The organism is Microbacterium sp. Marseille-Q6965, assembly GCF_946151065.1.
In the GTDB taxonomy this organism is placed as follows: Bacteria; Actinomycetota; Actinomycetes; order Actinomycetales; family Microbacteriaceae; genus Microbacterium.
Genome location: NZ_CAMGZA010000005.1, coordinates 54,029 through 76,983 on the forward strand (window position 1 = coordinate 54,029; position 22,955 = coordinate 76,983).

Genomic DNA, 22,955 nt, shown 5'->3' on the forward strand with positions numbered 1-22,955 from the left:
AGGCAGCGCCGGTCAGGCCAGCGTGATGAGCTCGAGGTAGTCGCGGTTCCAGATGTCCTCGACGCCGTCGGGCAGCAGCAGCACGCGCTCGGGGTTGAGCGCCTCGACGGCGCCCTCGTCGTGTGAGACGAGCACGACGGCGCCCTCGTAGTGCGACAGCGCTCCGAGGATCTCCTCGCGGGAGGCCGGATCGAGGTTGTTCGTCGGCTCGTCGAGCAGCAGCACGTTCGCCGACGACACCACGAGGGTCGCCAGCGACAGCCGCGTCTTCTCGCCCCCGGAGAGGACGCCGGCGGGCTTGAGCACGTCGTCGCCGGTAAACAGGAACGACCCGAGCACCTTTCGGGCCTCGGTCTCGTTGAGGTCGGGGGCGGCGGAGATCATGTTCTCGAGCACCGAGCGGTTCACGTCGAGGTTCTCGTGCTCCTGCGCGTAGTACCCGATCTTCAGGCCGTGGCCCGGCTCGATCTGGCCGGTGTCGCTCTTGTCGACGCCGGCGAGGATGCGCAGCAGCGTCGTCTTGCCCGCGCCGTTGAGACCCAGCACCACGACCTTCGAGCCGCGGTCGATCGCGAGGTCGACGCCGGCGAAGATCTCGAGCGCTCCGTACGACTTCGACAGCCCCGACGCCATGAGCGGCGTCTTGCCGCACGGCGCCGGCTTCGGGAAGCGCAGCTTCGCGACCCGATCCTCCTGGCGCACCTCCTCGAGGCCCGACAGCAGCTTCTCGGCGCGCGCCACCATTTGGTGCGCGGCGGCCGCCTTCGAGGCCTTCGCCCCGAAACGTGCGGCCTGCTGCTGCAGCACCGACGCCTTCTTCTCCGCGTTCGCGCGCTCCTTGCGGCGGCGCTCCTCATCCGCGACCCTCTGGCGCTGGTAGTGCTTCCAGCCCATGTTGTAGATGTCGATGACCTGCCGGTTGGCGTCGAGATAGAACACGCGGTTCACGGTCTCCTCGACCAGATCGACGTCGTGGCTGATGACGATCAGGCCGCCCTTGTAGGACTTCAGGAACTCCCGCAGCCACACGATGCTGTCGGCGTCGAGGTGGTTGGTCGGCTCGTCGAGGATCATCGTGCCGGCATCGCTGAAGAGGATGCGCGCGAGCTCGATGCGCCGGCGCTGCCCACCCGAGAGCGTCTTCAGCGGCTGGTCGAGGATCCGGTCCGGCAGCGACAGGTTGTTGGCGATCGTCGCCGCCTCGGCCTCGGCCGCGTACCCGCCGAGCGCCTCGAAGCGCTCCATGAGGTTGCCGAAGCGCTTCATGGCCTTCTCGGCCACCTTCGGGTCGTCCGAGCCCATCTCCTCGGTCGCCTTCGCCATGCCCAGCTGGATCGCACCAAGCCCGCGGGCGTCGAGGATGCGGGTGCGCGCCAGCTCCTCGGGGTCGCCGGAGCGCGGGTCCTGCGGCAGGTAGCCGAGCTCCCCGCTGCGGTCCACCCGCCCGGCGGCCGGGATGAGATCGCCGGCCAGCACCTTCGTGAGGGTGGTCTTGCCGGCGCCGTTGCGCCCGACCAGCCCCACCTTGTCTCCGGGGCCCACGCGGAACGTCACGCCGGACATGAGCATGCGCGCGCCGACGCGGATCTCGAGGTCGTGCACGGCAAGCACAGCGGAACGTCCGTTCTTTCGGGGTGGCGGCGCGATCGCGCCAGCCTCCCATCCTACGTCGAGCCCGCCGTGACCGAGCCCGACGGACAGGTTATGCGCCGGAGACGACAGATTCTGCACGCCCGCCGCGACGGCGCCGGGGCGGGTGCTGAGATGTCGAGAAGGTCCCTATGACACCGAACGCGCCTGCACGGATGCAGGTGCGCGGGAACTGCAAGGAGAGCAGCACGTGAGCGACGCCACGGCGAAGAAGCCGAAAAAGCCGATGAGCAACAGGAAGTTCCTCTGGATCTGGGTCCCGATCCTCGCGTTCGTGACGGTGATCGCCGTCGGCGCGAACGTCGCGATCGGGATGTTCCGCGGGGCGATCGAGTCCTACATGGGCGCCGGCACCTGGGAGATCAAGAACACCGCCGAGACCGAGGACTGGGACACCCGGTACTACGAGAGCGACCACGCCACGGTCGACGAGGCGAAGGCCGCCTCGACCGAGACGGTCGTGAAGATCGCCGAGGAGGGCATGACCCTCGTCAAGAACAACGGCACCCTCCCCCTCGAGCCGGGTGCCGTGACGCTGCTCGGCCGCGGCGCCGCCGACCCCGTCTACGGCGGGTCGGGCTCGGGCACCGCCGACACGACGAGCGCCACGAACATCCGCGCCGGCGTCGAGGCGGGCGGCTTCCGCGTGAACGAGACGGTCTACGACCTGCTCGCGGAGTTCGCGGCCGACAACGCGCCCGCCGACGGCGGCCGCACCAACATCGTCATGGACGACCCCGAGGCATCCAACTACAACATCGGCGAGATGCCGGTGGGCGACTACACCGACGCGGCCATCGACTCGTTCGCCGAGTACGGTGACGCGGCCATCGTCGTGATCGGCCGCGGCGGCGGCGAGGGCGGCGACCTGGCCACCGACATGACCGCGTGGGACGACCGCGCGGAGCCGGGCACCCACCAGCTGGAGCTGAACACCGACGAGATCGACACGCTGAACCTCGCGAAGGAGCACTTCGACGACGTCATCGTCCTCGTCAACGCCTCGACGTCGTTCGAGCTCGGCACGCTGCAGGACGACCCGGAGATCGACGGCATCCTCCTCGTCGGCTCCCCCGGCGCCAACGGCTTCCAGGCGCTCGGCTCGGTCCTCAACGGCGACGTGAACCCCTCAGGCCACACGGTCGACATCTTCTCGCGCGACTTCACGGCCGACCCCACGTTCGTGAACTTCGGCGACTACGCGTACGAGAACATCGACGACGCCTACTTCGTGGACTACGAGGAGGGCATCTACGTCGGGTACCGCTACTACGAGACGGCGGCCGCCGAGGGCTTCATCGACTACGACCAGGCCGTCGTGTACCCCTTCGGCTACGGGCTCAGCTACACGGAGTTCCAGTGGACGGTGGCCGGGCAGGAGCTCGGTGACGTCGACGGGGAGATCTCGATCGACGTGGCGGTCACGAACACCGGTGACGTCGCGGGCAAGGACGTCGTGCAGCTGTACTACACCGCCCCCTACACGCCGGGCGGCATCGAGAAGGCGCACGTCGTGCTCGGCGACTTCGTGAAGACCCCGCTCATCGAGCCGGGCGCGACCGAGACCGTCACCGTCACGATGCCCGTCGAGGACATGGCGTCGTACGACTGGCGCGGCGCGGGCGCATACGTGCTCGAGCAGGGCGAGTACGAGCTGAAGCTGCAGACCGACTCGCACAACCTCGCAGCGGGCATCGAGCCGATCACCTACACGGTGGACGAGACCGTCACCTACGCGGACGGCCGCGCGAGCGACGAGGCGCCGGCCGTGAACCGCTTCGACGACGTCTCCGCCGCGTACGACGAGAACCGCACGGAGTTCTCGCGGGCCGACTTCGCCGGCACCTTCCCGACCGCGCCCGAGGGCGACGACTTCGTCGCGAGCGACGCCGTCGTCGAGGGCTTCGAGCCGTACGACGCCGAAGCGGTCAACGCCGCCGCCGAGGTCGAGATGCCCACGACGGGCGCCGACAACGACCTCTCGCTCATCGACCTGCGCGGGCTCGACGCCGACGACCCGAAGTGGGACGAGCTGCTCGACCAGCTCACGGTCGACGACATGACGGAGGTCCTGCTCTCGGGCGCCTACAACACGGCGGCCATTCCCGAGATCGGCAAGATCCGCACAAACGATCTCGACGGTCCCGCCGGCTTCAGCTCGTTCATCAACCCGGCGCTGTGGACGGGCACGGCGTTCCCCTCTGAGTACCTCATCGGTCAGACGTGGAACATCGAGCTCGCGCACGAGATGGGTGTGTCGGTGGGCAACGAGGCGCTCACGATGGGCGCCAACGGCTGGTACGCCCCGGCCGTCAACCTGCACCGCTCCCCCTTCGCGGGCCGCAACTTCGAGTACTACTCGGAGGACCCGGTCATCTCGGGCAAGCTGGCCACGGCGGTCTCGAACGGCGCGCTCGAGCGCGGCGTCTACACCCTGACGAAGCACTTCGCGCTGAACGACCAGGAGACCAACCGCGTCAACGGCAAGGGCCTGGCGACCTGGGCCACCGAGCAGGCGATGCGCGAGATCTACTTCAAGGCGTTCGAGATCCCCCTCAAGGAGACCTCGGGCGAGGTGCCCTACCTCGACGCCGACGGCCAGCGGCGGACCGCCGAGGTCGGAGCGCTCGGCCTGATGAGCTCGTTCAACCTGCTCGGCACGACGTGGGCCGGCGGTTCGACGGCGCTGATGACCGACGTGCTGCGCGGTGAGTGGGGCTTCGACGGCTTCGTGATCACCGACTTCAACCTGTACGACTACATGTACGCCGACCAGGGCATCGCGGCGGGCTCCGACCTGCAGCTCACCTTCGCCGGCTCGAAGGTCATGCAGGACACCGAGAGCGCTGCGGCCGTGCACAACATGCGCACCGCCATGCATCACATCCTCTACACGGTCGCCAACTCGAACGCGATGAACGGCATGGCGCCGGGCGCGACGCTCGAGTACCACATGGCCGGCTGGGAGCTCGGGGTGCTGTGGGCGACCATCGCCCTGGGCGTGCTCATCGCGGCCGGCATCGTGTGGGTCGTCATCCGCGTGCGCCGCCACCGCCCGTCCGGCGCGCCGGCCGAGACGGAAGGCGCCGCCACGGCCTGACGACGCGAACCGGGGCGGGCGCGCTCACACGAGGCGCCCGCCCCGTCCCGCCGTCCCACGGGCGGGACGTCACCCCACAGGAGCAACGCATGACCCACGACGACACGATCTCCCACCTCTCGCTGCTCGAGAAGGCGGCGCTGTTGAGCGGCGAGAACACCTGGCAGACCCGAGCGGTGCCGCGCCTCGGCATCGATCGCCTCTGGCTCGCCGACGGACCGCACGGCGTGCGCAAGCAGACCGGCGCGGGCGACCACCTCGGCATCGCGGCCTCCGAGCCCGCCACGTGCTTCCCCACGGCGGCGACCGTCGCGAACTCGTGGGACGAGGAGCTGGCCGAGCGCATCGGCACGGCCCTCGGACAGGAGGCGCGCGCGCAGGGCGTCAACGTGCTGCTCGGGCCGGGCCTGAACATCAAGCGCAGCCCGCTCGGCGGGCGCAGCTTCGAGTACTTCTCCGAGGATCCCGAGCTGTCGGGCCGCCTCGCCGCCGCGTACGTGCGCGGCATCCAGTCTCAGGGTGTGGCGGCGACCCCCAAGCACTTCGCGGCCAACAGCCAGGAGCTGCGCCGGATGGCGAGCGACTCGGTGCTCGACGAGCGCACGCTGCGCGAGATCTATCTCACGGCCTTCGAGATCGTCGTCCGCGAGGCCCGCCCGTGGGCGATCATGTCGTCGTACAACCTCGTGAACGGCACGTACGCCCACGAGAACGCGCATCTGCTGCAGGACGTGCTGCGCAGTGAGTGGGGCTTCGACGGGGCCGTCATCAGCGACTGGGGCGGCGGCAACGACGCGGTGGCCGCCGTCGCGGCCGGCGGCACCCTGGAGATGCCCTCCCCCGGCTTCACGTCGGCGCGCGAGATCGTCGCCGCCGTCGAGTCCGGCGAACTGGCCGAGAGCGACCTCGACGATCGCGTGCGCGAGCTGCTCGTGCTCATCGAGCGCACCGCGAACACCGCCGCACGCCGCGCGATCGACGTGGCCGGTCACCACGCTCTGGCGCGCCGTGCCGCCGCCGAGTCCGCCGTTCTGCTGCGCAACGCCGACGCGGTCCTGCCGCTGGCCGCCGGCACGCGGGTGGCGCTCATCGGCGACTTCGCCCAGAACCCGCGCTATCAGGGCGCCGGATCGTCCCTGGTCAACGCGACGCGCGTGACGAACCTCGTCGACGCCGTCGCGGCCTCTCCGCTCGCCTTGACCGGCCACGCGCAGGGCTTCCGTCGCGACGGCGCGCCCGAACCGGCCCTCGTGTCCGAGGCGGCGCGCGTCGCCCGCGAAGCCGACATCGCGATCGTCTGCCTGGGCCTGCCCGAGACGGCCGAATCGGAGGGCATGGATCGATCGACCCTGGAGGTGCCGCGCAACCAGGTCGAGACGCTGCGCGCGGTCGCCGCGACGGGCGTGCCCGTCGTCGTCATCCTCAGCGCGGGCGGCGCGGTCGAGACGCCATGGGCGCGGGAGGTGGCCGCCCTCATCCACGCCTATCTCGGCGGCCAGGCCGGCGCCGAAGCCCTCGTCGACATCCTCACCGGCACCGTCAACCCCTCCGGCCGTCTGGCCGAGACGCTGCCCGTCACGCTCGCCGACACTCCGACCGCCGGGGCGTTCCCCGAGGCCGGTGCCGCCGCGGAGTACCGGGAGGGGCCGTTCGTCGGTTACCGCTGGTATGAGAGCGTCGGCGCCGACGTCGCCTTCGAGTTCGGCTTCGGCCTGAGCTACACGACCTTCGCGTATCGCGACCTGGTCGCCACCGGGGACGAGGTGAGCTTCACGCTCGAGAACACCGGATCCGTGCCCGGCGCGGAGGTGGCCCAGCTCTACGTCGCGCGCAGCGATGCCGGCCGCGTGCCCCGGCCCGCCCTCGAGCTGGCCGGCTTCCGCAAGGTGCGGCTCGAGCCCGGCGAGTCGCGCACCGTCACGATCCCGCTTCCCGAGCGTGCCCTGCGCTTCTACGACGTCGAGACGGGCTCGTGGCAGGTCGAGGCGGGGCGCTACGAGGTGCGCGTGGGCGCGAGCGCGCGCGACATCCGCCTGCGGGGCGCCGTCGACGTGGCCGGCACCGTCCCCGCCGGCTCGCCCGACCCGGCCCTGGCGGCGTACCCCTCCCCCGCCGCTCGGGTGACGGACGAGGCCTTCGCCGCCCTGCTCGGCCGCGGTCTTCCGCGAGCCGCGGACGGCGGCGCGATCCGCGCGAACGATCCCCTGCTGCGCCTGGCCGACTCGCCGAGCCCGGTCGGGCGCCTCATCCACCGCGTCCTCGATGGCCGCCGCGCCGCCTCCGAGCGCCGGGGGAAGCCGGACCTGAACATGCTGTTCCTGCTCAACATGCCGTTCCGGGCGATCGCGAAGATGTCGGGCGGGCTGGCGACGCCGGAGCTCGTCGACGGCGTGCTCACCCTCGCCAACGGCCGCACGCTGCGCGGCCTCGGGCGCATCGTGCGCGCGTTCGTGCGGGGTCGCAGCGCGGAGCGGCGCACCCGTCGCTCCTTCGAGACTCTGAGTGGAGGTCGCGCATGATCGCCTCGATCCGGCGCTGGTGGTCGTCGTTCCAGGAGAAGCACCCCGAACTGTCCAAGTTCGCGATGTTCCTGATCCTCTCCAACGGCGTGACGGTGCTGCAGCTGGCGCTCATGCCGCTGTTCCGCTGGGGGTTCGACACCTTCACGGGCCTCGTCGACGTGGATTTCCGGTGGCTGCCCATCGGTTCGAACGTGGACGGCAGCCCGTACTACATGTTCGACTACGCCGCGGGGCCGCTGCCCGCGGGCGGCGGCGGCCTGGCCTACTTCCTGGCGGTCCAGATCACGCTGCTCATCGCGCAGGTCATCAACTTCTTCGCGCAGCGCAACATCACGTTCAAGTCGAACACGTCGATCTGGCGCGCGGCGTTCTGGTACGCGCTGGCCTACGTCGTGATCACCTTCCTCGCGGCGGCCGCGCAGGGCTTCTACAAGGCGCCCATCTACGACCTGCTCATCACGACGTGGGGCTGGGGATCGACCGGCGAGACCGTCGCCGACGTCGTGACGATGATCATCAACGCCGCCATCTCGTTCTGGGTCTTCTACCCGATCTTCAAGGTCATCTTCCGCCAGGTGCCCGCGGAGGGGTCCGACGCCAGCGACCGCGTGACGGAGCACACGCGGGCGGCGCGGGAATCGTGAGCCCGCTCGTGACGCGTCAGTAGGCTGGGACGCCGTGGAGGGCATCGTCCGCGTCGGCGTCGTCGAGGACGACCCGCACAGTCGGGACCAGACCGTCGCCCATCTGAGCCGGTATGAATCGGATCGGGGCGCGCGGTTCGACGTCTCGCTCTTCGACGACGGCGCGGGTCTGGTGGCCGCCTACCGCCCCGAATACGACGTGCTGTTGCTCGACATCGAGATGGAGCGTGTCTCGGGCATGGCCGCCGCGCGTCGCGTGCGCGAGCTGGACGACGATGTCGTGATCGTCTTCATCACGAACTCCCCGCGCTACGCCGTGGGGGGTTACGAGGTGCAGGCGCTCAGCTACCTGCTCAAGCCGGTGTCGTACGCCGCCTTCGCGCAGGAGATGGACCGGGTGCTCGCGCAGCTGGCGCGGCGCGAGCGGCGCACGCTGCTCTTCCAAGCGGACGGCGCCCACCATCGGGTGGACCTGGCGGACATCGTGTATCTCGAGAGCGCCGGGCACCGCGTGCTCATCCACACGCACAGCACCACGCATTCGGTCGTCTCATCGCTCAAGGCGCTCGAGGCGGAGCTCGCCGGCGCCGCTTTCCAGCGCTGCAACAGCGGCTACCTCGTCAACCTCGCGCACGTCACGGGCGTCGAGCAGAGCGAGTGCCGCCTGCGCGACGGCACGGTCCTGCCGATCAGCCGACCCAAGCGCAAGGCGTTCCTCGCGGCCCTCGCCGCGCACATCGGATCGGTCGGGGCGGCCTCGTGATCGGCGAGGCGCTGCCCGACATCCCCCGCCTCTGCACCGGCATCGCCGAGTGGGGTGCGTGCGTGGTGTACCTCGTCATCGTGCGCCGGCGCGTCGGCCTCCTGCCGCTGCTGGGCATCCTCGTCGTGGGCCTTGGGGCGCTCGTCGCGACCCAGCTGCTCGCCGATGCCCTTCCGCTGCCGCTGTGGACCGTCGGCATGCTCGCCGCCGTGCTCGTGATGCTCGTCTTTCTGCGGGTGAGCGTGGCGGGTGGCTGGGCCACGACCGCCTATCTGACGGCGCGGGCGTTCGTGCTGGCAGAGCTCGTCGCGTCGCTGCACTGGCAGCTGCACACGTACTTCTTCGCCACGGCGCAGCTCACCCCTCCGGCGATCGCGCTGCTCGCGGCCACCTACGGCGCGTGCTTCGCCGTCGCCGGCGTCGCGGAAGGCCGCCACCTGCCGCGCGAGGAGACGCTGGAGGTCGGCTGGCGCGAGGTGATCTCGGCGGGCGCGATCGCCGCCGCCACGTTCGCCCTGTCCAACCTCAGCTTCGTCAACGCCAACACCCCGTTCTCGGGGCGGCTCGGCCCGGAGATCTTCTACATCCGGACCCTCGTCGACCTGTGCGGCTACATCGCCCTGTACGCGCAGCAGGAATGGCGGATGGAGCTGCGCTCGCGCGCGCAGACGCAGGCCATGCAGTCGCTGCTGCGCAGTCAGCACGAGCAGTACCGCGCCACCAAGCGCGCCATCGAGGACACGGGCCGCAAGCATCACGACATGAAGCACGCCATCGAGGCGATCCGCGCCGAGTCCGACCCGGGGGCCCGGGCACGCCTCGTGGACGAGCTGGAGCGCTCGTTCGCCGACGACGGCGCCCTCTTCCACACCGGCAGCGCCGTGCTCGATGCCGTGCTGCACGCCAAGGCCACGGTCGCCCGCGAGGACGGCGTTGAGATCACCTGCGTGGCGGACGGGTCGCTGCTGCACGGCATGAGCGACCTCGACGTCGTCGCCGTGGTGGGCAACGCGCTCGACAACGCGATCGAGAACACGCGCCGCGTCGATGACCCGGACAGCCGCACCGTGCGGGTGGCGCTGTTCGCGCAGGACGACTTCGTCATGCTGCGCCTCGAGAACACCTTCGACGGCGTGCTGCATCGCTCGGACGGCCGCATCGTCTCCCGCAAGGGCCGCCGGGCCGACCACGGCTACGGCCTGCGCAGCATTCAGCAGACCGTCGAACGCTACGGCGGCACGGTCTCCATCTCCGCGGACGAGCGGTGGTTCTCGCTGCGGATCCTGCTTCCCTCCCCCACGTCCCACCCCCTGAAGGCGAGTTGAGTTGGTGACAACGCCCGAGATCGAGGACCATCGATACGTGCACCCGCTGCTGACGATCGTCGTCCCCGCGTACGACGCCGCCGCGTACCTGGCGCGGGCGCTCGATCCGCTCGTGCAGGTCGAACGCGTCGAGGTGATCGTCGTCAACGACGGATCGCGCGACGACACGGACACGCTCGCCGATCGCTACGCGTTCGAGCACCCCGACATCTTCCGCGTCGTCCACCAGCGCAACCGCGGTCACGGCGGCGCGATCAACGCGGGCGTGGCCGCCGCCCGCGGCACATACCTGAAGGTGCTCGACGCCGACGATTGGCTCGACGTGCCCGCGCTGCGTCTGCTCCTGGCGACGCTCGAGCGCCTCGAGGCGAAGGGCGGCGTGGACGCCGTCGTGACCAACTACGTGCACGAGCGCTTCGGACGCGGCCGACGGCGCATCCGCTACGACGACGTCATGCCGCGTCGGCGGGTGTTCGGCTGGGACGAGGTGGGCGTCTTCGGCCGGCGTCAATACCTCATGATGCACGCGCTGACGTATCGCACGTCGCTGCTGCGGGCGTCGGGCCTGGTGCTGCCCGAGCACACCTTCTATGTCGACAACCTCTATGTCGTGCAGCCTCTCACCCACACGCGCCGGCTCTACTACCTCGACGTCGACCTCTACCGCTACTTCATCGGGCGCGTGGACCAGTCGGTCAACGACGCCGTCATGGTGCGCCGCGTCGACCAGCAGCTGCGCGTGACACGGCTCGTGCTCGCCGCGCTCCCCCATCCGGCCGCCGTCCCGCAGGGCCTTTACGGCTACGTGCTGCACCACGTCGAGGTGCTGTGCGGCATCACCTCGGCACTGCTCGTCCGGGCGGGCACGCCGGACCACCTGGCCCAGCGCCGCGCGCTGTGGCGCGAGATCAAACGCGAGAGCCCCTGGATCTACACGCGGCTGCGTCACGGCATGGTGGGCACGAGCGCGAATCTTCCCGGCGCCGTGGGCCGCCGCGTGACGCTGCTGACCTACCGTGTCGCCCGCCGCGTGGTGGGCTTCAGCTAGTCCGAGCGCCCCCCACAGTCGGCCGATCCACCGCCCCGTGCGGGAGCCCCGCGCGGATCCCGTAGAATCGGAGGCGCAAGGGGAGTACTCCGACACGGTCGGCTCGTCACTACGGGCGCATCGCGCCCCGGGCCACCGGTTCCCGGCCACGGGAATGGGGAAGACCTTGACGTCGGTTCGTCCACGCCAAGTCCAGGAGCCTTCCTTGAACATCACCCCTCTCATCTGGGGCATCACGATCCTCGTCACGATCGCCTTCTTCGTCTACGAGTTCTTCGCGCACGTGCGCAAGCCGCACGAGCCCTCCATCGGCGAGGCCGCGCGCTGGTCCGCCTTCTACATCGGCCTCGCCCTGCTGTTCGGCGTGGGCGTCGGCGTCGTCTCGGGGTGGACCTACGGCGGCGAGTACTTCGCCGGGTACCTCACCGAGAAGGCCCTGTCGATCGACAACCTCTTCGTGTTCCTCATCGTCATGACCGGCTTCGCCGTGCCGCGCATCTATCAGCAGAAGGTGCTGATGATCGGCATCGTCATCGCGCTGATCCTGCGCGGCGTCTTCATCGCGATCGGCGCCGCTCTCATCGCGAACCTCTCGTGGATCTTCTACGTCTTCGGGGCGTTCCTGCTCGTGCTCGCCTACCGTCAGGCGCGCGGCGGGCACGACGACAACCCCGCCAACGGCGTGTTCATGCGCATGGTGCGCCGCGTGCTGCCCGTCACCGACGAGTACCACGGCGACCGGCTCACGGTGCGCAAGGACGGCCGTCGCTGGGTCACGCCGATGCTGCTCACGATCGTCGCGATCGGCTTCATCGACCTCGTGTTCGCCGTCGACTCCATCCCGGCGATCTACGGGCTCACGGAGGAGGCGTACATCGTCTTCACCGCCAACGCCTTCGCCCTCATGGGCCTGCGTCAGCTGTACTTCCTCATCGGCGGTCTGCTGGAGCGCCTCGTCTACCTCGCCCAGGGCCTCGCGGTGATCCTCGCGTTCATCGGTGTGAAGCTGCTGCTGCATGCCCTGCACGTCAACGAGCTGCCCTTCATCAACGGCGGTCAGGGCGTCGAGTGGGCGCCGGAGATCCCGATCTGGTTCTCGCTGCTGTTCATCGCCGCTACCGTTGCGGTGGCGACCGCCGCCAGCCTCATCAAGACCCGCGCCGACCGCCGGCGCACCGAGGACGGAACCGTCCGTCCCGTCACCGACGCTCAGAAGGAGAGCTCGTGAGCAACGCTCGAAAGGCCGATTCGTCGGACCCTCATAGTCCCAGCGCCCGGTTCGCGCCGGGCGCCGACGTCCCCCAGCGAGAGGGCCGCTGATGGACGAACTCCTCTGGAACATCGCCCTCGTCCTGCTGTTCGTCCTCGTCGGCGGCGTCTTCGCCGCCACCGAGATGGCCCTCGTCACGCTGCGCGAGAGCCAGATCAACGCGATCGCCGCCCGCGGCCGCCGCGGCGAGAAGGTCGCCGGCCTCGCGCGCAACCCCAACACCTTCCTCTCCGCCGTGCAGATCGGCGTCACGGTCGCGGGATTCGCCTCCTCCGCGTACGGCGCGACGTCGATCGCCCCCTCCGTCGCCCCGCTGATCGAGGCGCTCGGCGTTCCGGAACCCCTGGCGTTCACGATCACGACGGTGCTGCTGACGCTCATCATCGCGTTCCTCTCCCTGGTGCTGGGCGAACTCGTGCCCAAGCGGCTGGCCATCCAGCGCAACGCATCGTTCTCGTACGCCGTCGCGCCGGTGCTCGACGTCTTCGCGAAGATCATGCGGCCGGTGATCTGGCTCCTGTCGGTTTGCACCAACGCCCTCGTGCGGCTGCTCGGCGGCGACCCGCACAAGACAGCCGACGAGCTGAGCGAGGAGGAGATCCGCGACATCGTCTCCACGCATCAGGGCCTGCCGGAGGACGAGCGGCGCATCCTCGACGACGTGCTCTCGCTGCGCGGGCGCCAGATCAGCGAGGTCATGCGCCCGCGCCCCGAGGTCGTCGCACTGGATGCCACCTCGAGCGTGGGCGACGCCGTGGAGCGGGTGCGCGAGCTGCCGTTCTCCCGCTACCCCGTCTCCGAGACGTCCATCGACGACATCGTCGGCTTCGTGCACGTGCGCGACCTGTTCGAGACCGCGTCCGAGGATCCGCAGCGTCCGCTCGCGTCGGCCATGCGGCCGATCCCGTACTTCCCCTCGACGGCTCGCGTGCTGCCCACGCTCACGCAGATGCGCGCGGAGAACCACCAGATCGCGGTCGTCGTCGACGAGTACGGCGGCACCGACGGGATCGTCACGCTCGAGGACCTCGTGGAGGAGGTCGTGGGTGAGATCTTCGACGAGTACGACACCGAGGGCGTGCCCACCACGGCCAGCGGCATGATCGACGGCCGCCTCAACCTGCAGGACTTCGAGGAGCTCACGGGCCTGGAGCTGCCGCGCGGTGCCTCCGACACGATCGCCGGCTTCGTCACGGAGCGCCTCGGCCGGCTCGCCGCCGTCGGGGACAGCATCGAGGTGCCCGGCGCGACCATCCAGGTCACGGCCACGGATAGGCGTCGCATTGCCTGGCTGCGGGTCACCCCGCACGCCGCCACGCCGACGGAGGCCCCCTAGGCGAGACCGCGGGCCGTGAGCGCGTCGGCCACGTCATCGCCGTGCCGCAGCGCGAGGACGAGGAGCGTGACCACGGCCCGCGGCCCCAGGCGCACGCCGCGAGCCCGCTGCGCTTCCCGCACCTGCGCGGCAAAGCCCGCGACGACCGGCACGGCGGCGATGGCGAGGGAGACGGTGAACGCCACGCGCCACGGGTCCACTCCGAGGCGCCGCAGCGGAGCCAGTGTGCCCTGCAGCACCTCGAGCAGCTCTCCCATCGGGCTCGTGAGGGTCACGAGCGCGGCCAGCAGCACGACCGCCACCACCCGGGTGGTCCCGATGATCGCGGCTTCGGGTCCGAGGAAGACCCCTTGCGACAGGGCGAGGATGAGCACGATCCACCGCGCGCGCCACAGCTGGCGTGCGATCTCCCGCGGCCCCGCCCCGCCCAGCAGGAACAGCAGCACGACCGCGGTGAAGGCGCCCAGCGCCGTGCCCGCGGTGTGCGGGTACAGCGAGACGACCAGCGCGAGCAGCGCGAGACCGAGCAGCTTCGCCCACGCCGGCGCCCGGTGCAGCGGGCTCGTGCCGGGTCGGTAGAGCGCGATCACGCGAACTCCGCGCGGTAGCGGAAGATGACGCCCTCCGGGTCGCCCGCCTCGACGAGGCGACCGCCGGCGAAGCGCAACGCGACGTCGCACCGCGCGGCCAGCTCGAGATCGTGCGTCACGATGACGACCTGATCCGCCACCGGACCCCGTTCGTCTCCCTCGAGCAGCAGCCGCGCCATGCGGCGCGCGTTGCCCAGGTCGAGCAGAGTGGTGGGCTCGTCCGCCACGACGACGCGCGGCCGGCGCACGAGCACCGCAGCGAGGGCGAGCAGCTGCTTCTGCCCTCCCGAGAGGCTGTACGACGGCTGGTCGGACCGCTCCCCCAGGCCGAAGCGCTCCAGCGCCGCCGCGACCCGCGCCGCGATGTCGTGCCGGTTCGTCCCCGCCGCGCGCAGCGACAGCGCGAGGTCCTCACCCGGCGTGGGCATGAGCAGCTGGGCGTCGGGATTGGTGAACAGGAAGCCCACCGCGTCGCGCGCGCGTCGCGGCTCCCGCGCCACGTCTATGCCCGCCACCCGTACCGCACCCTCGGTCGGTGCGACGAGGCCGTTGAGCGTCCTCGCGAAGGTCGACTTGCCCGACCCGTTCGCCCCGATCACCGCGATCCGCCGCTGCGGCAGCGTCACCGTCACGTCGGTGAGGATACGCGCGCCGTCGATCACCACCCCCAGGCCGCGGGCCTCGATGGCACCGGTCGTCACGCGCGCGCCCGCGCCGCGCCCCGCGCCCGCACCGTGTCGGGGAAGGCCGGCGGGTATGCCCGGTAGAGCAGCAGCGTGAGGACTGTGGCGAGCACGACCTTCACCGCGTCGCCGGGCAGGAACGCCACGTTGGCGATGGCCGCCTGCGTCAGGCTGAGCCCGCCCACGAGCGCTAGCAGCGGGATGCCCACGGCGTACACCACGACCATGCCGCCGACCAGCGCGCCCAGCAGCACGCGCCACCAGGTGAGTCGACCGGAATGCGCGATCCACCCGGCGACGATCGCGCCCGGCAGCCAGCCGAGGAGGAACCCGACCGTCGGGCCCGCGAACACGCCGAGCCCGCCGCGGCCGCCCGCCAGCACGGGCAGGCCGATCGCGACGAGGACGAAGACCACGAGCACGGCCGCGCCCGCCCGCCGGCCGCCCAGCACGGTGCCGGCAAGCATCACGCCGAGCGTCTGCGCGGTGACCGGAACGGGCAGCCCGGGCACCGGAATCGGCCCCATGAGCCCGAGCACCACGATGAGCGCCGCGAACACCGCGATCCGCGCGAGGTCGCGCGCCTCCCAGGACTGCCCTGCCATGTTTCCTCCTGAACACCGTTCACTGAACACCGTTCACTATAGTCGGAGCATGCGTGACCGGGTGCGACACGACAGGGAGAGCATCCTCGATGTCGCCCTGAGCCTGCTCGATGCCTACGGCCTTCCCGACCTGACGATGCGCCGCCTTGCCGCCGAGCTGGGGGTGCAGCCGAGCGCGCTGTACTGGCACGTGGAGAGCAAGCAGGCCCTGCTGGCGGGGCTCGCCGATCGCATCGTCGCGGAGGCCGCTCCCGCCGCCGACGTGGCGGGCGCGGCCCGCGCACTGCGGGCGGCGTTGCTGTCCCACCGCGACGGCGCCGAGGTGGTGCTGAGCTCCGCGGCGCTGTCGCTGGGGGCCCTCGGCGCGCACGATGCGCTGCGCGCCGCGTTCGCCCGCGAGCACCGTCCGGATCCCGAGCTCGCGGCGCGCGTGCTGCTGCCCTTCGTCCTCGGCCACGCCTCGCTCGTCCAGCAGCGCATCCAGGCGGCCGAGTTCGGCGCGGTCCCGGCCGAGCCCGCCACGGTGGCGGAAGCGACCGCGGCGGACTTCGACGCCGGGGTGGCCGCGATCCTCGCCGGCCTGCCGACCTGACCGGCTCCGTTCAGAGCTCGTGCGCGTGCCCGAGCCGCAGGCCGGGCACGAGGGTGAGCAGGATGATCGCGACGGCGAGGGCGAAGACGACCGGGAAGCCCGCGCCGGGGCCGAGCGCGAGGAACACGAGCCCCATCACGGCGATGACGGCCGACGACCCCACCGCGTCGGAGATCTGCAGCGCCGACGAGTTGAAGCCCTGGCTGCTCGCGCTCGAGTACGCGAGCATCAGCACCGACAGGCGGGCGTAGACGAAGCCCATGCCGAGTCCGCCGATCCCCCACGCCAGCGCCGGAACGATGCCGGGCCACGCCCACAGCGCCGAAGCGAACACGAGCCCGATCGAGGCTGCCAGCAGGCCGACGCCGGTCACCACGAGGCGGCGATTGCCGACGCGGTCCGCGTGGCGGGCGGAGAGCTCCGCGCCGAGCGCCCAGGTGATGCCCGCGATCGTGAGCCCGAGCCCGGCGAACGTCGGCGTCCACGCATACGCGTCGATGAACAGCTTCGGCACGTAGACCTCGGCGCCGAAGAACCCGCCCGCGAGCACGCCGCGCATGAGGATGACCGACGGCAGCCCCGGTGCGGCGCGCAGGGTGCCGCGGGGCAGGAGCGGCACGACGGCGGCTCCGAGCACGAGCAGCGCGACGACCGCGACCGCCCACGACCATGGCGTGACGAGCTCCCCCGACAGCGCCAGCGCCAGCGCGGCCCCGGCCACCACCGTGGCGAGCAGCATCCGCCGCACGATGACGCGTCGCGAACCGCTGCCGGGATCCTCCGCGTGGGCGGCGAGCCCACGAAGGCGCGGTGCGATCATGGCCATCGCGAGCACCGCGAGGATCGCCACGCCGGCGAACACCCACCGCCAGTGCAGGAACTCGGCCACGGCGCCGGCGAGGAACGGCCCGACGAGCGCGGGCACGATCCATGCGGCCGAGAACAGGGCGAACACGCGTCCGTGCAGCGGGGCGGGGAAGATCCGCGCCACCACCACATAGAGCGCCACGATCTGTCCGCCCGACCCCAGGCCGAGCACGAGGCGGCCGAGCACGAGCACGCCCATCGTCGGCGCGACCGCGTCGATCACGAGCCCGGCCACGAACAGCGACACCGCCGCGTACAGCGGCGCGACCGGACCCGCCCGATCCGCCCACGCCCCGACCGCGACCATTCCGATCACGCTCGTGGCGAGGGTGCCCGAGAACGCCACCGCGTAGAGCGCCTCGCCGTGCAGCGCCTCACTGACCGCGGGCATCACCGTGGTGACGGCGAGCGACTGCACCGCGGCGAGGAAGATGAGGGCGAACGAGCCGATCGTCACCCACACGTACTTCGGATGCCAGACCGTCTCCGCGCCCGGTCCCGGCGCGCCGGCCGGCGCGGTAAGGGGGATGGGGCCGGAGAAGTCGCGCGGGGCGCTCACGACGCCCGCAGCGCGCCGATGCGGCGGAGCGCCTCCGAGAGGATCTCTGGACCGGTGCCGATGTTGATGCGCGCGAAGCCGCGCCCGGGCTCGCCGAACGATGGCCCGGGGTTCAGCGCGACGCGCGCCGCCTTGAGGATCAGCGCCGCCGGGTCCTCTCCCCACCCGAGCGCGGTGAAGTCCACCCAGGCGAGGAACCCCGCCTGGGGCGGCCGGTACAGCGCGCCGGGCGCGTGCTCGGCGAGCAGGTCGCTCAGCAGGTGGCGGTTGGTGTCGAGCCGGGCGAGGAGGGCGTCCAGCCACGCGTCCCCCAGCGACAGGGCCGCCTCTCCGGCGATGAGACCGAGAATCGAGGTGCGCCATTCCACCTCGTCGGGAATGCGGCGCACGATGCGGGCCGGCTCGTCGGCGGCGGTCACGATGAAGGCGCACTTGAGGCCGGCGAGGTTGAACGCCTTGCTCGCGCTCGTGAGGGCGAAGCCCACCTCGGCCGCCTCCGGGGCGGCGGTGAGGAACGGGGTGAACGTGGCTCCCGGCAGTGTGAGCGGCGCATGGATCTCGTCGCTGATGACCCAGGCGCCGTGGCGCTGTGCGATCCGCGCGAGCTCCGCGAGGGTGCCGGCGTCGTGCACGGTGCCCGTGGGGTTGTGAGGATTACAGAGCAGGATGGCGCGGGCGCCGCCGGCGAAGGCACGGTCGATCCCCGCCAGGTCGAGCGTCCAGCCCTCGTCGGAGCGCAGCAGCGGCACGCTCTCGGCCACCGTGCGGCTCTCGTCGTGCACGTCGAAGAACGGCGGGTAGACCGGAGGGGTGATGACGACGCGATCACCGGGCGCGGTGACGGCGCGCAGCAGCTCGGCGACCCCCATCATCACGTCGCACGTCGTGCGCACGCGCGCCGGGTCCACCTGCCACCCGAAGCGGCGCGCAGCGAAGCCGGCGAAGGCCATCGGGATGCGTGAGTCGCCCGGCGGGGCGTAGCCCGTGTCGCCGCGGCGCACCGCGTCGAGCAGCACCCGCTCGACCGGCTCCGCGAGAGCGAAGTCCGTCTCGGCGACGAACAGCGGCAGGACGTCATCCGGATAGCGCATCCACTTGCTGCTCGTACGGGTCCGCAGGACGTGCAGCGGGAGGGCGTCGAGAGGCGTGGTCACCCGCCTCATCCTACGTCGCCGAACGACGAGGGCCCCGTCCGCGGACGGGGCCCTCGTCGGGGGTTTAGATGGAGAAGCCGAGCGCGCGCATCATGTCGCGACCGTCGTCGGTGATCCGCTCGGGACCCCACGGCGGCATCCAGACCCAGTTGATCCGGAACTGCTCCACGACGCCGTCCAGCGCCTGCGCGGTCTGCTCCTCGAGGACGTCGGTGAGCGGGCAGCCCGCGCTCGTGAGCGTCATGTGGATGACGAGAGCGTCGTTCTCGTCATCCCATCCGAGGTCGTAGATCAGCCCCAGGTCGACCACGTTGACCCCCAGCTCGGGGTCCATGACGTCCTTGAGGGCCTCGGTGACCTCGTCGTACTTCTCGGGAGTGAGCGTCGCGGTCATGGCGTCGACCTTACGCCTCGATCGGCGCGTCCGCAGGCAGGTAGGCGGCGTAGCCCTCGGCCTCCAGGCGCTCGGCGAGCTCGGGGCCGCCCTCCTCGACGACCTTGCCCGCGACCATCACGTGCACGAAGTCCGGCTTGATGTAGCGGAGGATGCGCGTGTAGTGCGTGATGAGCAGCACGCCGAGGCCCGTGTTGGCCTTCGCGCGGTTCACGCCCTCCGACACGATCTTCAGCGCGTCGACGTCGAGACCCGAATCGGTCTCGTCCAGGATCGCCAGCTTCGGCTTGAGCAGCTCGAGCTGCAGGATCTCGTGCCGCTTCTTCTCGCCGCCCGAGAAGCCTTCGTTCACGTTGCGCTGCGCGAACTTCGGGTCCATGCGCAGCGCGGCCATGCCCTCCTTGACGTCCTTCGTCCACTGGCGGATCGAGGGCGCGTCGCCGTCGATGGCGGTCTTGGCGGTGCGCAGGAAGTTCGCGACCGTGACGCCGGGGATCTCGACGGGGTACTGCATGGCGAGGAACAGGCCCGCGCGGGCGCGCTCGTCGACGGCCATCTCCAGCACGTCCTCGCCGTCGAGCGTGATCGAGCCGCCCGTGACGGTGTACTTCGGGTGGCCGGCGATCGTCGAGGCGAGCGTCGACTTGCCCGAGCCGTTCGGCCCCATGATGGCGTGGGTCTCGCCCGAGCGCACGGTCAGGGTCACGCCGTTCAGGATGGGCGTGGTCCCCTCATCGGTCTCGACCGTGACGTGCAGGTCCTTGATCTCGAGGACAGTCATGTTGGTTCCTTCGTGTGGAGTTCGTGGGGCCTGACTCAGGCCTGCTTGATGACGGTGGGATCGATGAGCACGTCGTCGCCCTCGATCGTCACCTCGTAGACGGGCACCGGCTCGTAGGCCGGAAGGTTCAGCGGCTTGCCGGTGCGCAGCGAGAAGGCCGAGCCGTGGGCCCAGCACTCGAGCGTGTCGCCCTCGACGAAGCCCTCGGACAGCGAGATGTCGCCGTGCGTGCAGGTGTCGCCGATCGCGTGGACCTCGCCCTGGGCGTCCAGGACGAGGGCGATCGGAACGCCGTCCACCTCCACGCGACGAGCCTGGTCCTGGACCAGCTCGCTCTTGGCGCAGACGCGGGTGGCGCTCACGCGGCGATCCCCTCGCCGGCGGCGAGCTCCTCCTCGATCGCGGCGGCCAGTTCCTCCTCCAGCTCGGGGAGGCCCAGCTTCTGGACGATCTCGGTGAGGAAGCCGATCACAACGAGACGGCGGGCCTCGGCCTCGGCGATGCCACGGGCCTGCAGGTAGAACAGCTGCTCGTCGTCGAAGCGACCGGTGGCCGAGGCGTGGCCGGCGCCCTTGATGTCGCCCGTCTGGATCTCGAGGTTCGGGATGGAGTCGGCGCGGGCGCCGTTGGTGAGCACGAGGTTGCGGTTCGCCTCGTACGAGTCCGTCCCGACCGCGTCGGGCCCGATGAGCACGTCGCCGATCCACACGCTGCGCGCGCTCGAGCCCTGCAGCGCGCCCTTGTAGAGCACGTTGCCGGTGGTCTCCGGGCCCTTGTGGTGCAGGTACACCTGGCTCTCGAGGTGCTGGCCCGAGTCCGCGAACGACAGCCCGTAGACCTCGCCGTTCGAGCCGGCGCCGGCCAGCTCCACGTTCGGGTTCACGCGCACGACGCCGCCGCCGAAGCTCACGACGAAGTGGCGCAGCGTGGCGTCGCGACCGACACGGGCCTGGTGCGCCGACGCGTGGATCGCGCTGTCGTCCCAGCGCTGCACGGCCACGACCGTGAGCGTCGCGCCGTCACGGACGACGATCTCGACGTTCTCGGCGAGCTGCGCCGAGCCCTCGTGGCGCAGCACGACGACGGCCTGGCTGTGCTCCTGCGCCTCGATGACGAGGTGCGCGTCGGCGCGGCGCTGCGCACCCTGCCCCGTGATGCGCAGGACGATCGGCTCGGCCACCTCCTCCTCACGCGGAATGCGGATGTAGCGTGCCTCCGGCGAGCCCTGCCACGCCACGGCGGCGGGCAGGTCCTCGGGCTCGAACACCTCGCCGCGCGGGGCCGCGCCGATCGCCAGCGTGCCCGCGGCGTACTGCTCACCCGCGTCGAACGTGTATACGACGCCGTCGTTCTGCGCGGCGCGCTCGAACAGCGGCGAGAGCCGCTTGATCGGGGCGTGCACCCAGTTGACCTCGCGCCCGTTGGGGGTGCCGAAGTCTGCCGGCTCGTAGGAGCGGGGGCGCTCCGAGCGCGTCTGGACGGGGACCGTCACCTCGTCCTGCGGCGGGATGATGACCGTCGCGGGGTCGCGGTGGGCGTGCTCGTTCTGCGCCTCTGCAGGCGCCTGCGTGGGGGCCGTCATCTCAGCCGACCGATCCTTCCATGCCCATCTCGATGAGCTTGTTCAGCTCCAGGGCGTACTCCATGGGCAGCTCGCGGGCGATCGGCTCGATGAAGCCGCGCACGATCATCGCCATCGCCTCGTCCTCGGGCATGCCGCGGCTCATGAGGTAGAACAGCTGCTCCTCGCTGACCTTGGAGACCGTGGCCTCGTGTCCCAGCTGCACGTCGTCCACCCGGATGTCGATCGCGGGGTACGTGTCACTGCGCGAGATGGTGTCGACGAGCAGGGCGTCGCACCGCACGGTGTTCGCCGAGTGATGTGCCTTCTCGTCCACCCGCACCTCGCCGCGGTACCCGGCGCGGCCACCGCCGCGCGCGATCGACTTGGAGACGATCGAGGACTGGGTGTACGGCGCCATGTGGATCATCTTGGCGCCCGCGTCCTGGTGCTGGCCGGGGCCGGCGAAGGCGACCGACAGGGTCTCGCCCTTGGCGTGCTCGCCCATGAGGAAGATCGACGGGTACTTCATCGTGACCTTCGAGCCGATGTTGCCGTCGACCCACTCCATCGTCGCGCCCTCGTGGGCGACGGCGCGCTTGGTCACGAGGTTGTACACGTTGGTCGACCAGTTCTGGATCGTCGTGTAGCGCACTCGGGCGTTCTTCTTCACGATGATCTCGACGACCGCCGAGTGCAGCGAGTCGCTCTGGTAGATCGGGGCGGTGCAGCCCTCGATGTAGTGGACGTAGCTGTCCTCGTCCGCGATGATCAGGGTCCGCTCGAACTGACCCATGTTCTCCGTGTTGATGCGGAAGTAGGCCTGCAGCGGGATCTCCACGTGCACGCCCTTCGGCACGTACACGAACGAACCGCCCGACCACACGGCCGTGTTCAGCGCCGCGAACTTGTTGTCGCCCGCGGGGATGACCGTGCCAAAGTACTCCTCGAAGAACTCGGGGTGCTCGCGCAGGGCGGTGTCGGTGTCCATGAAGATGACGCCCTGCGACTCCAGGTCCTCGCGGATCTGGTGGTAGACGACCTCGGACTCGTACTGCGCGGCGACGCCGGCGACGAGGCGCTGACGCTCCGCCTCGGGGATGCCGAGCTTCTCGTACGTGTTCTTGATGTCCTCAGGCAGGTCTTCCCACGACTGGGCCTGCTTCTCGGTCGAGCGGACGAAGTACTTGATGTTGTCGAAGTCGATCTCGCTGAGGTCGGCGCCCCAGGTGGGCATCGGCTTCTTCTCGAACAGCGAGAGCGCCTTCAGCCGGTTCTTCAGCATCCATTCCGGCTCCTGCTTGAGGGCCGAGATGTCGCGGACGACGGCCTCGCTCAGGCCGCGCTTGGCACTGGCGCCCGCGACGTCCGGGTCGTGCCATCCGAATTCGTACACCCCCAGACCTTCGAGCTCGGGGCGGTCGATCAGCACATCGGACATGCGGTCTCTACTCTCCTCATGGGTCCCGAAACGGTGTCAGCCGGCCCGGCGCTCCGGAGATGGAGTGCCG

The 22,955-nt window shown here is 70.6% G+C and carries 20 protein-coding genes; 9 read left to right on the forward strand and 11 right to left on the reverse strand.

The window, feature by feature from the left end; translation table 11 throughout:
• Positions 1-12: 12 nt before the first annotated feature.
• Positions 13-1,611 carry an ABC-F family ATP-binding cassette domain-containing protein gene (locus tag N8N77_RS12545; protein WP_261167212.1) on the reverse strand — a complete coding sequence of 533 codons (1,599 nt, stop codon included), beginning with the start codon at positions 1,609-1,611 and terminating at the stop codon, positions 13-15.
• Positions 1,612-1,840: 229 nt separating this feature from the next.
• On the opposite strand from N8N77_RS12545, the gene N8N77_RS12550 reads away from it, so the two are divergent.
• From N8N77_RS12550 to N8N77_RS12585, 8 genes are all read left to right on the forward strand, one after another.
• The gene (locus N8N77_RS12550) at positions 1,841-4,750 is read left to right on the forward strand and encodes a glycoside hydrolase family 3 N-terminal domain-containing protein (RefSeq protein WP_261167213.1); all 2,910 of its coding nucleotides are present in this window, start codon (positions 1,841-1,843) and stop codon (positions 4,748-4,750) included.
• An 89-nt stretch (positions 4,751-4,839) separates the two neighbouring features.
• Entirely contained in the window at positions 4,840-7,269 is a 2,430-nt protein-coding gene (locus N8N77_RS12555) for a glycoside hydrolase family 3 C-terminal domain-containing protein (protein WP_261167214.1), read from the forward strand.
• Positions 7,266-7,916 (forward strand): hypothetical protein, encoded by a 651-nt coding sequence (locus N8N77_RS12560; RefSeq protein ID WP_261167215.1) that lies wholly within the window; start codon positions 7,266-7,268, stop codon positions 7,914-7,916. The genes N8N77_RS12555 and N8N77_RS12560 overlap by 4 nt, the downstream gene beginning before the upstream one ends.
• 34 nt (positions 7,917-7,950) lie before the next feature.
• The gene (locus N8N77_RS12565) at positions 7,951-8,679 is read left to right on the forward strand and encodes a LytTR family DNA-binding domain-containing protein (protein WP_261167216.1); all 729 of its coding nucleotides are present in this window, start codon (positions 7,951-7,953) and stop codon (positions 8,677-8,679) included.
• Positions 8,676-10,004: an ATP-binding protein gene (locus tag N8N77_RS12570; RefSeq protein ID WP_261167217.1), complete on the forward strand. Its 1,329-nt coding sequence runs from the start codon at positions 8,676-8,678 to the stop codon at positions 10,002-10,004. The genes N8N77_RS12565 and N8N77_RS12570 overlap by 4 nt, the downstream gene beginning before the upstream one ends.
• A 4-nt stretch (positions 10,005-10,008) precedes the next feature.
• Positions 10,009-11,052, forward strand: coding sequence for a glycosyltransferase family A protein (locus tag N8N77_RS12575; protein WP_261167218.1), 1,044 nt, complete (start codon positions 10,009-10,011; stop codon positions 11,050-11,052).
• Positions 11,053-11,257: 205 nt separating this feature from the next.
• Entirely contained in the window at positions 11,258-12,280 is a 1,023-nt protein-coding gene (locus tag N8N77_RS12580; RefSeq protein WP_261167219.1) for a TerC family protein, read from the forward strand.
• Positions 12,281-12,371: 91 nt separating this feature from the next.
• Positions 12,372-13,658, forward strand: coding sequence for a hemolysin family protein (locus N8N77_RS12585; RefSeq protein ID WP_261167220.1), 1,287 nt, complete (start codon positions 12,372-12,374; stop codon positions 13,656-13,658).
• Here N8N77_RS12585 and N8N77_RS12590 read toward each other — a convergent pair.
• From N8N77_RS12590 to N8N77_RS12600, 3 genes are read right to left on the reverse strand one after another with little or no spacing between them, the layout of a single operon-like run.
• A complete protein-coding gene (locus N8N77_RS12590) occupies positions 13,655-14,248 on the reverse strand; it encodes an energy-coupling factor transporter transmembrane protein EcfT (RefSeq protein ID WP_261167221.1) in 594 nt (197 codons plus the stop codon). The genes N8N77_RS12585 and N8N77_RS12590 overlap by 4 nt on opposite strands.
• The gene (locus N8N77_RS12595; protein ID WP_261167222.1) at positions 14,245-14,949 is read right to left on the reverse strand and encodes an energy-coupling factor ABC transporter ATP-binding protein; all 705 of its coding nucleotides are present in this window, start codon (positions 14,947-14,949) and stop codon (positions 14,245-14,247) included. The genes N8N77_RS12590 and N8N77_RS12595 overlap by 4 nt, the downstream gene beginning before the upstream one ends.
• Positions 14,946-15,536, reverse strand: coding sequence for a biotin transporter BioY (locus tag N8N77_RS12600; protein WP_261167223.1), 591 nt, complete (start codon positions 15,534-15,536; stop codon positions 14,946-14,948). The genes N8N77_RS12595 and N8N77_RS12600 overlap by 4 nt, the downstream gene beginning before the upstream one ends.
• A 49-nt stretch (positions 15,537-15,585) precedes the next feature.
• Between N8N77_RS12600 and N8N77_RS12605 the strand changes: the two genes are divergently transcribed.
• Entirely contained in the window at positions 15,586-16,128 is a 543-nt protein-coding gene (locus N8N77_RS12605; RefSeq protein ID WP_261167224.1) for a TetR/AcrR family transcriptional regulator, read from the forward strand.
• A gap of 10 nt (positions 16,129-16,138) precedes the next feature.
• Here N8N77_RS12605 and N8N77_RS12610 read toward each other — a convergent pair whose 3' ends face one another.
• From N8N77_RS12610 to sufB, 7 genes are all read right to left on the reverse strand, one after another.
• Entirely contained in the window at positions 16,139-17,554 is a 1,416-nt protein-coding gene (locus N8N77_RS12610) for an MFS transporter (protein ID WP_261167225.1), read from the reverse strand.
• Positions 17,551-18,708 carry a MalY/PatB family protein gene (locus N8N77_RS12615; RefSeq protein WP_396652841.1) on the reverse strand — a complete coding sequence of 386 codons (1,158 nt, stop codon included), beginning with the start codon at positions 18,706-18,708 and terminating at the stop codon, positions 17,551-17,553. Before N8N77_RS12615 ends, N8N77_RS12610 begins: the two co-directional genes overlap by 4 nt.
• A gap of 64 nt (positions 18,709-18,772) precedes the next feature.
• Positions 18,773-19,102 carry a metal-sulfur cluster assembly factor gene (locus N8N77_RS12620; RefSeq protein WP_261167227.1) on the reverse strand — a complete coding sequence of 110 codons (330 nt, stop codon included), beginning with the start codon at positions 19,100-19,102 and terminating at the stop codon, positions 18,773-18,775.
• 10 nt (positions 19,103-19,112) lie between these two features.
• Positions 19,113-19,883 carry a Fe-S cluster assembly ATPase SufC gene (gene sufC / locus N8N77_RS12625; protein ID WP_261167228.1) on the reverse strand — a complete coding sequence of 257 codons (771 nt, stop codon included), beginning with the start codon at positions 19,881-19,883 and terminating at the stop codon, positions 19,113-19,115.
• 35 nt (positions 19,884-19,918) lie between these two features.
• A complete protein-coding gene (locus N8N77_RS12630; RefSeq protein ID WP_261167229.1) occupies positions 19,919-20,245 on the reverse strand; it encodes a non-heme iron oxygenase ferredoxin subunit in 327 nt (108 codons plus the stop codon).
• Positions 20,242-21,465 (reverse strand): Fe-S cluster assembly protein SufD, encoded by a 1,224-nt coding sequence (sufD, locus tag N8N77_RS12635; RefSeq protein ID WP_261167230.1) that lies wholly within the window; start codon positions 21,463-21,465, stop codon positions 20,242-20,244. The genes N8N77_RS12630 and sufD overlap by 4 nt, the downstream gene beginning before the upstream one ends.
• Before the next feature lies 1 nt (position 21,466).
• Positions 21,467-22,885, reverse strand: a complete 1,419-nt coding sequence (gene sufB / locus N8N77_RS12640; RefSeq protein ID WP_261167231.1) for a Fe-S cluster assembly protein SufB — start codon at positions 22,883-22,885, stop codon at positions 21,467-21,469.
• Positions 22,886-22,955 lie beyond the last annotated feature (70 nt).

Excerpts from the sequence above, each read along its gene's own strand:
- N8N77_RS12560 (WP_261167215.1), top strand. The coding sequence starts at position 7,266 with ATGATCGCCTCGATCCGGCGCTGGTGGTCGTCGTTCCAGGAGAAGCAC.
- sufB (WP_261167231.1), bottom strand. The coding sequence starts at position 22,885 with ATGTCCGATGTGCTGATCGACCGCCCCGAGCTCGAAGGTCTGGGGGTG.
- sufC (WP_261167228.1), bottom strand. The coding sequence starts at position 19,883 with ATGACTGTCCTCGAGATCAAGGACCTGCACGTCACGGTCGAGACCGAT.
- sufD (WP_261167230.1), bottom strand. The coding sequence starts at position 21,465 with ATGACGGCCCCCACGCAGGCGCCTGCAGAGGCGCAGAACGAGCACGCC.
- N8N77_RS12585 (WP_261167220.1), top strand. The coding sequence starts at position 12,372 with ATGGACGAACTCCTCTGGAACATCGCCCTCGTCCTGCTGTTCGTCCTC.
- N8N77_RS12555 (WP_261167214.1), top strand. The coding sequence starts at position 4,840 with ATGACCCACGACGACACGATCTCCCACCTCTCGCTGCTCGAGAAGGCG.
- N8N77_RS12620 (WP_261167227.1), bottom strand. The coding sequence starts at position 19,102 with ATGACCGCGACGCTCACTCCCGAGAAGTACGACGAGGTCACCGAGGCC.
- N8N77_RS12605 (WP_261167224.1), top strand. The coding sequence starts at position 15,586 with ATGCGTGACCGGGTGCGACACGACAGGGAGAGCATCCTCGATGTCGCC.
- N8N77_RS12600 (WP_261167223.1), bottom strand. The coding sequence starts at position 15,536 with ATGGCAGGGCAGTCCTGGGAGGCGCGCGACCTCGCGCGGATCGCGGTG.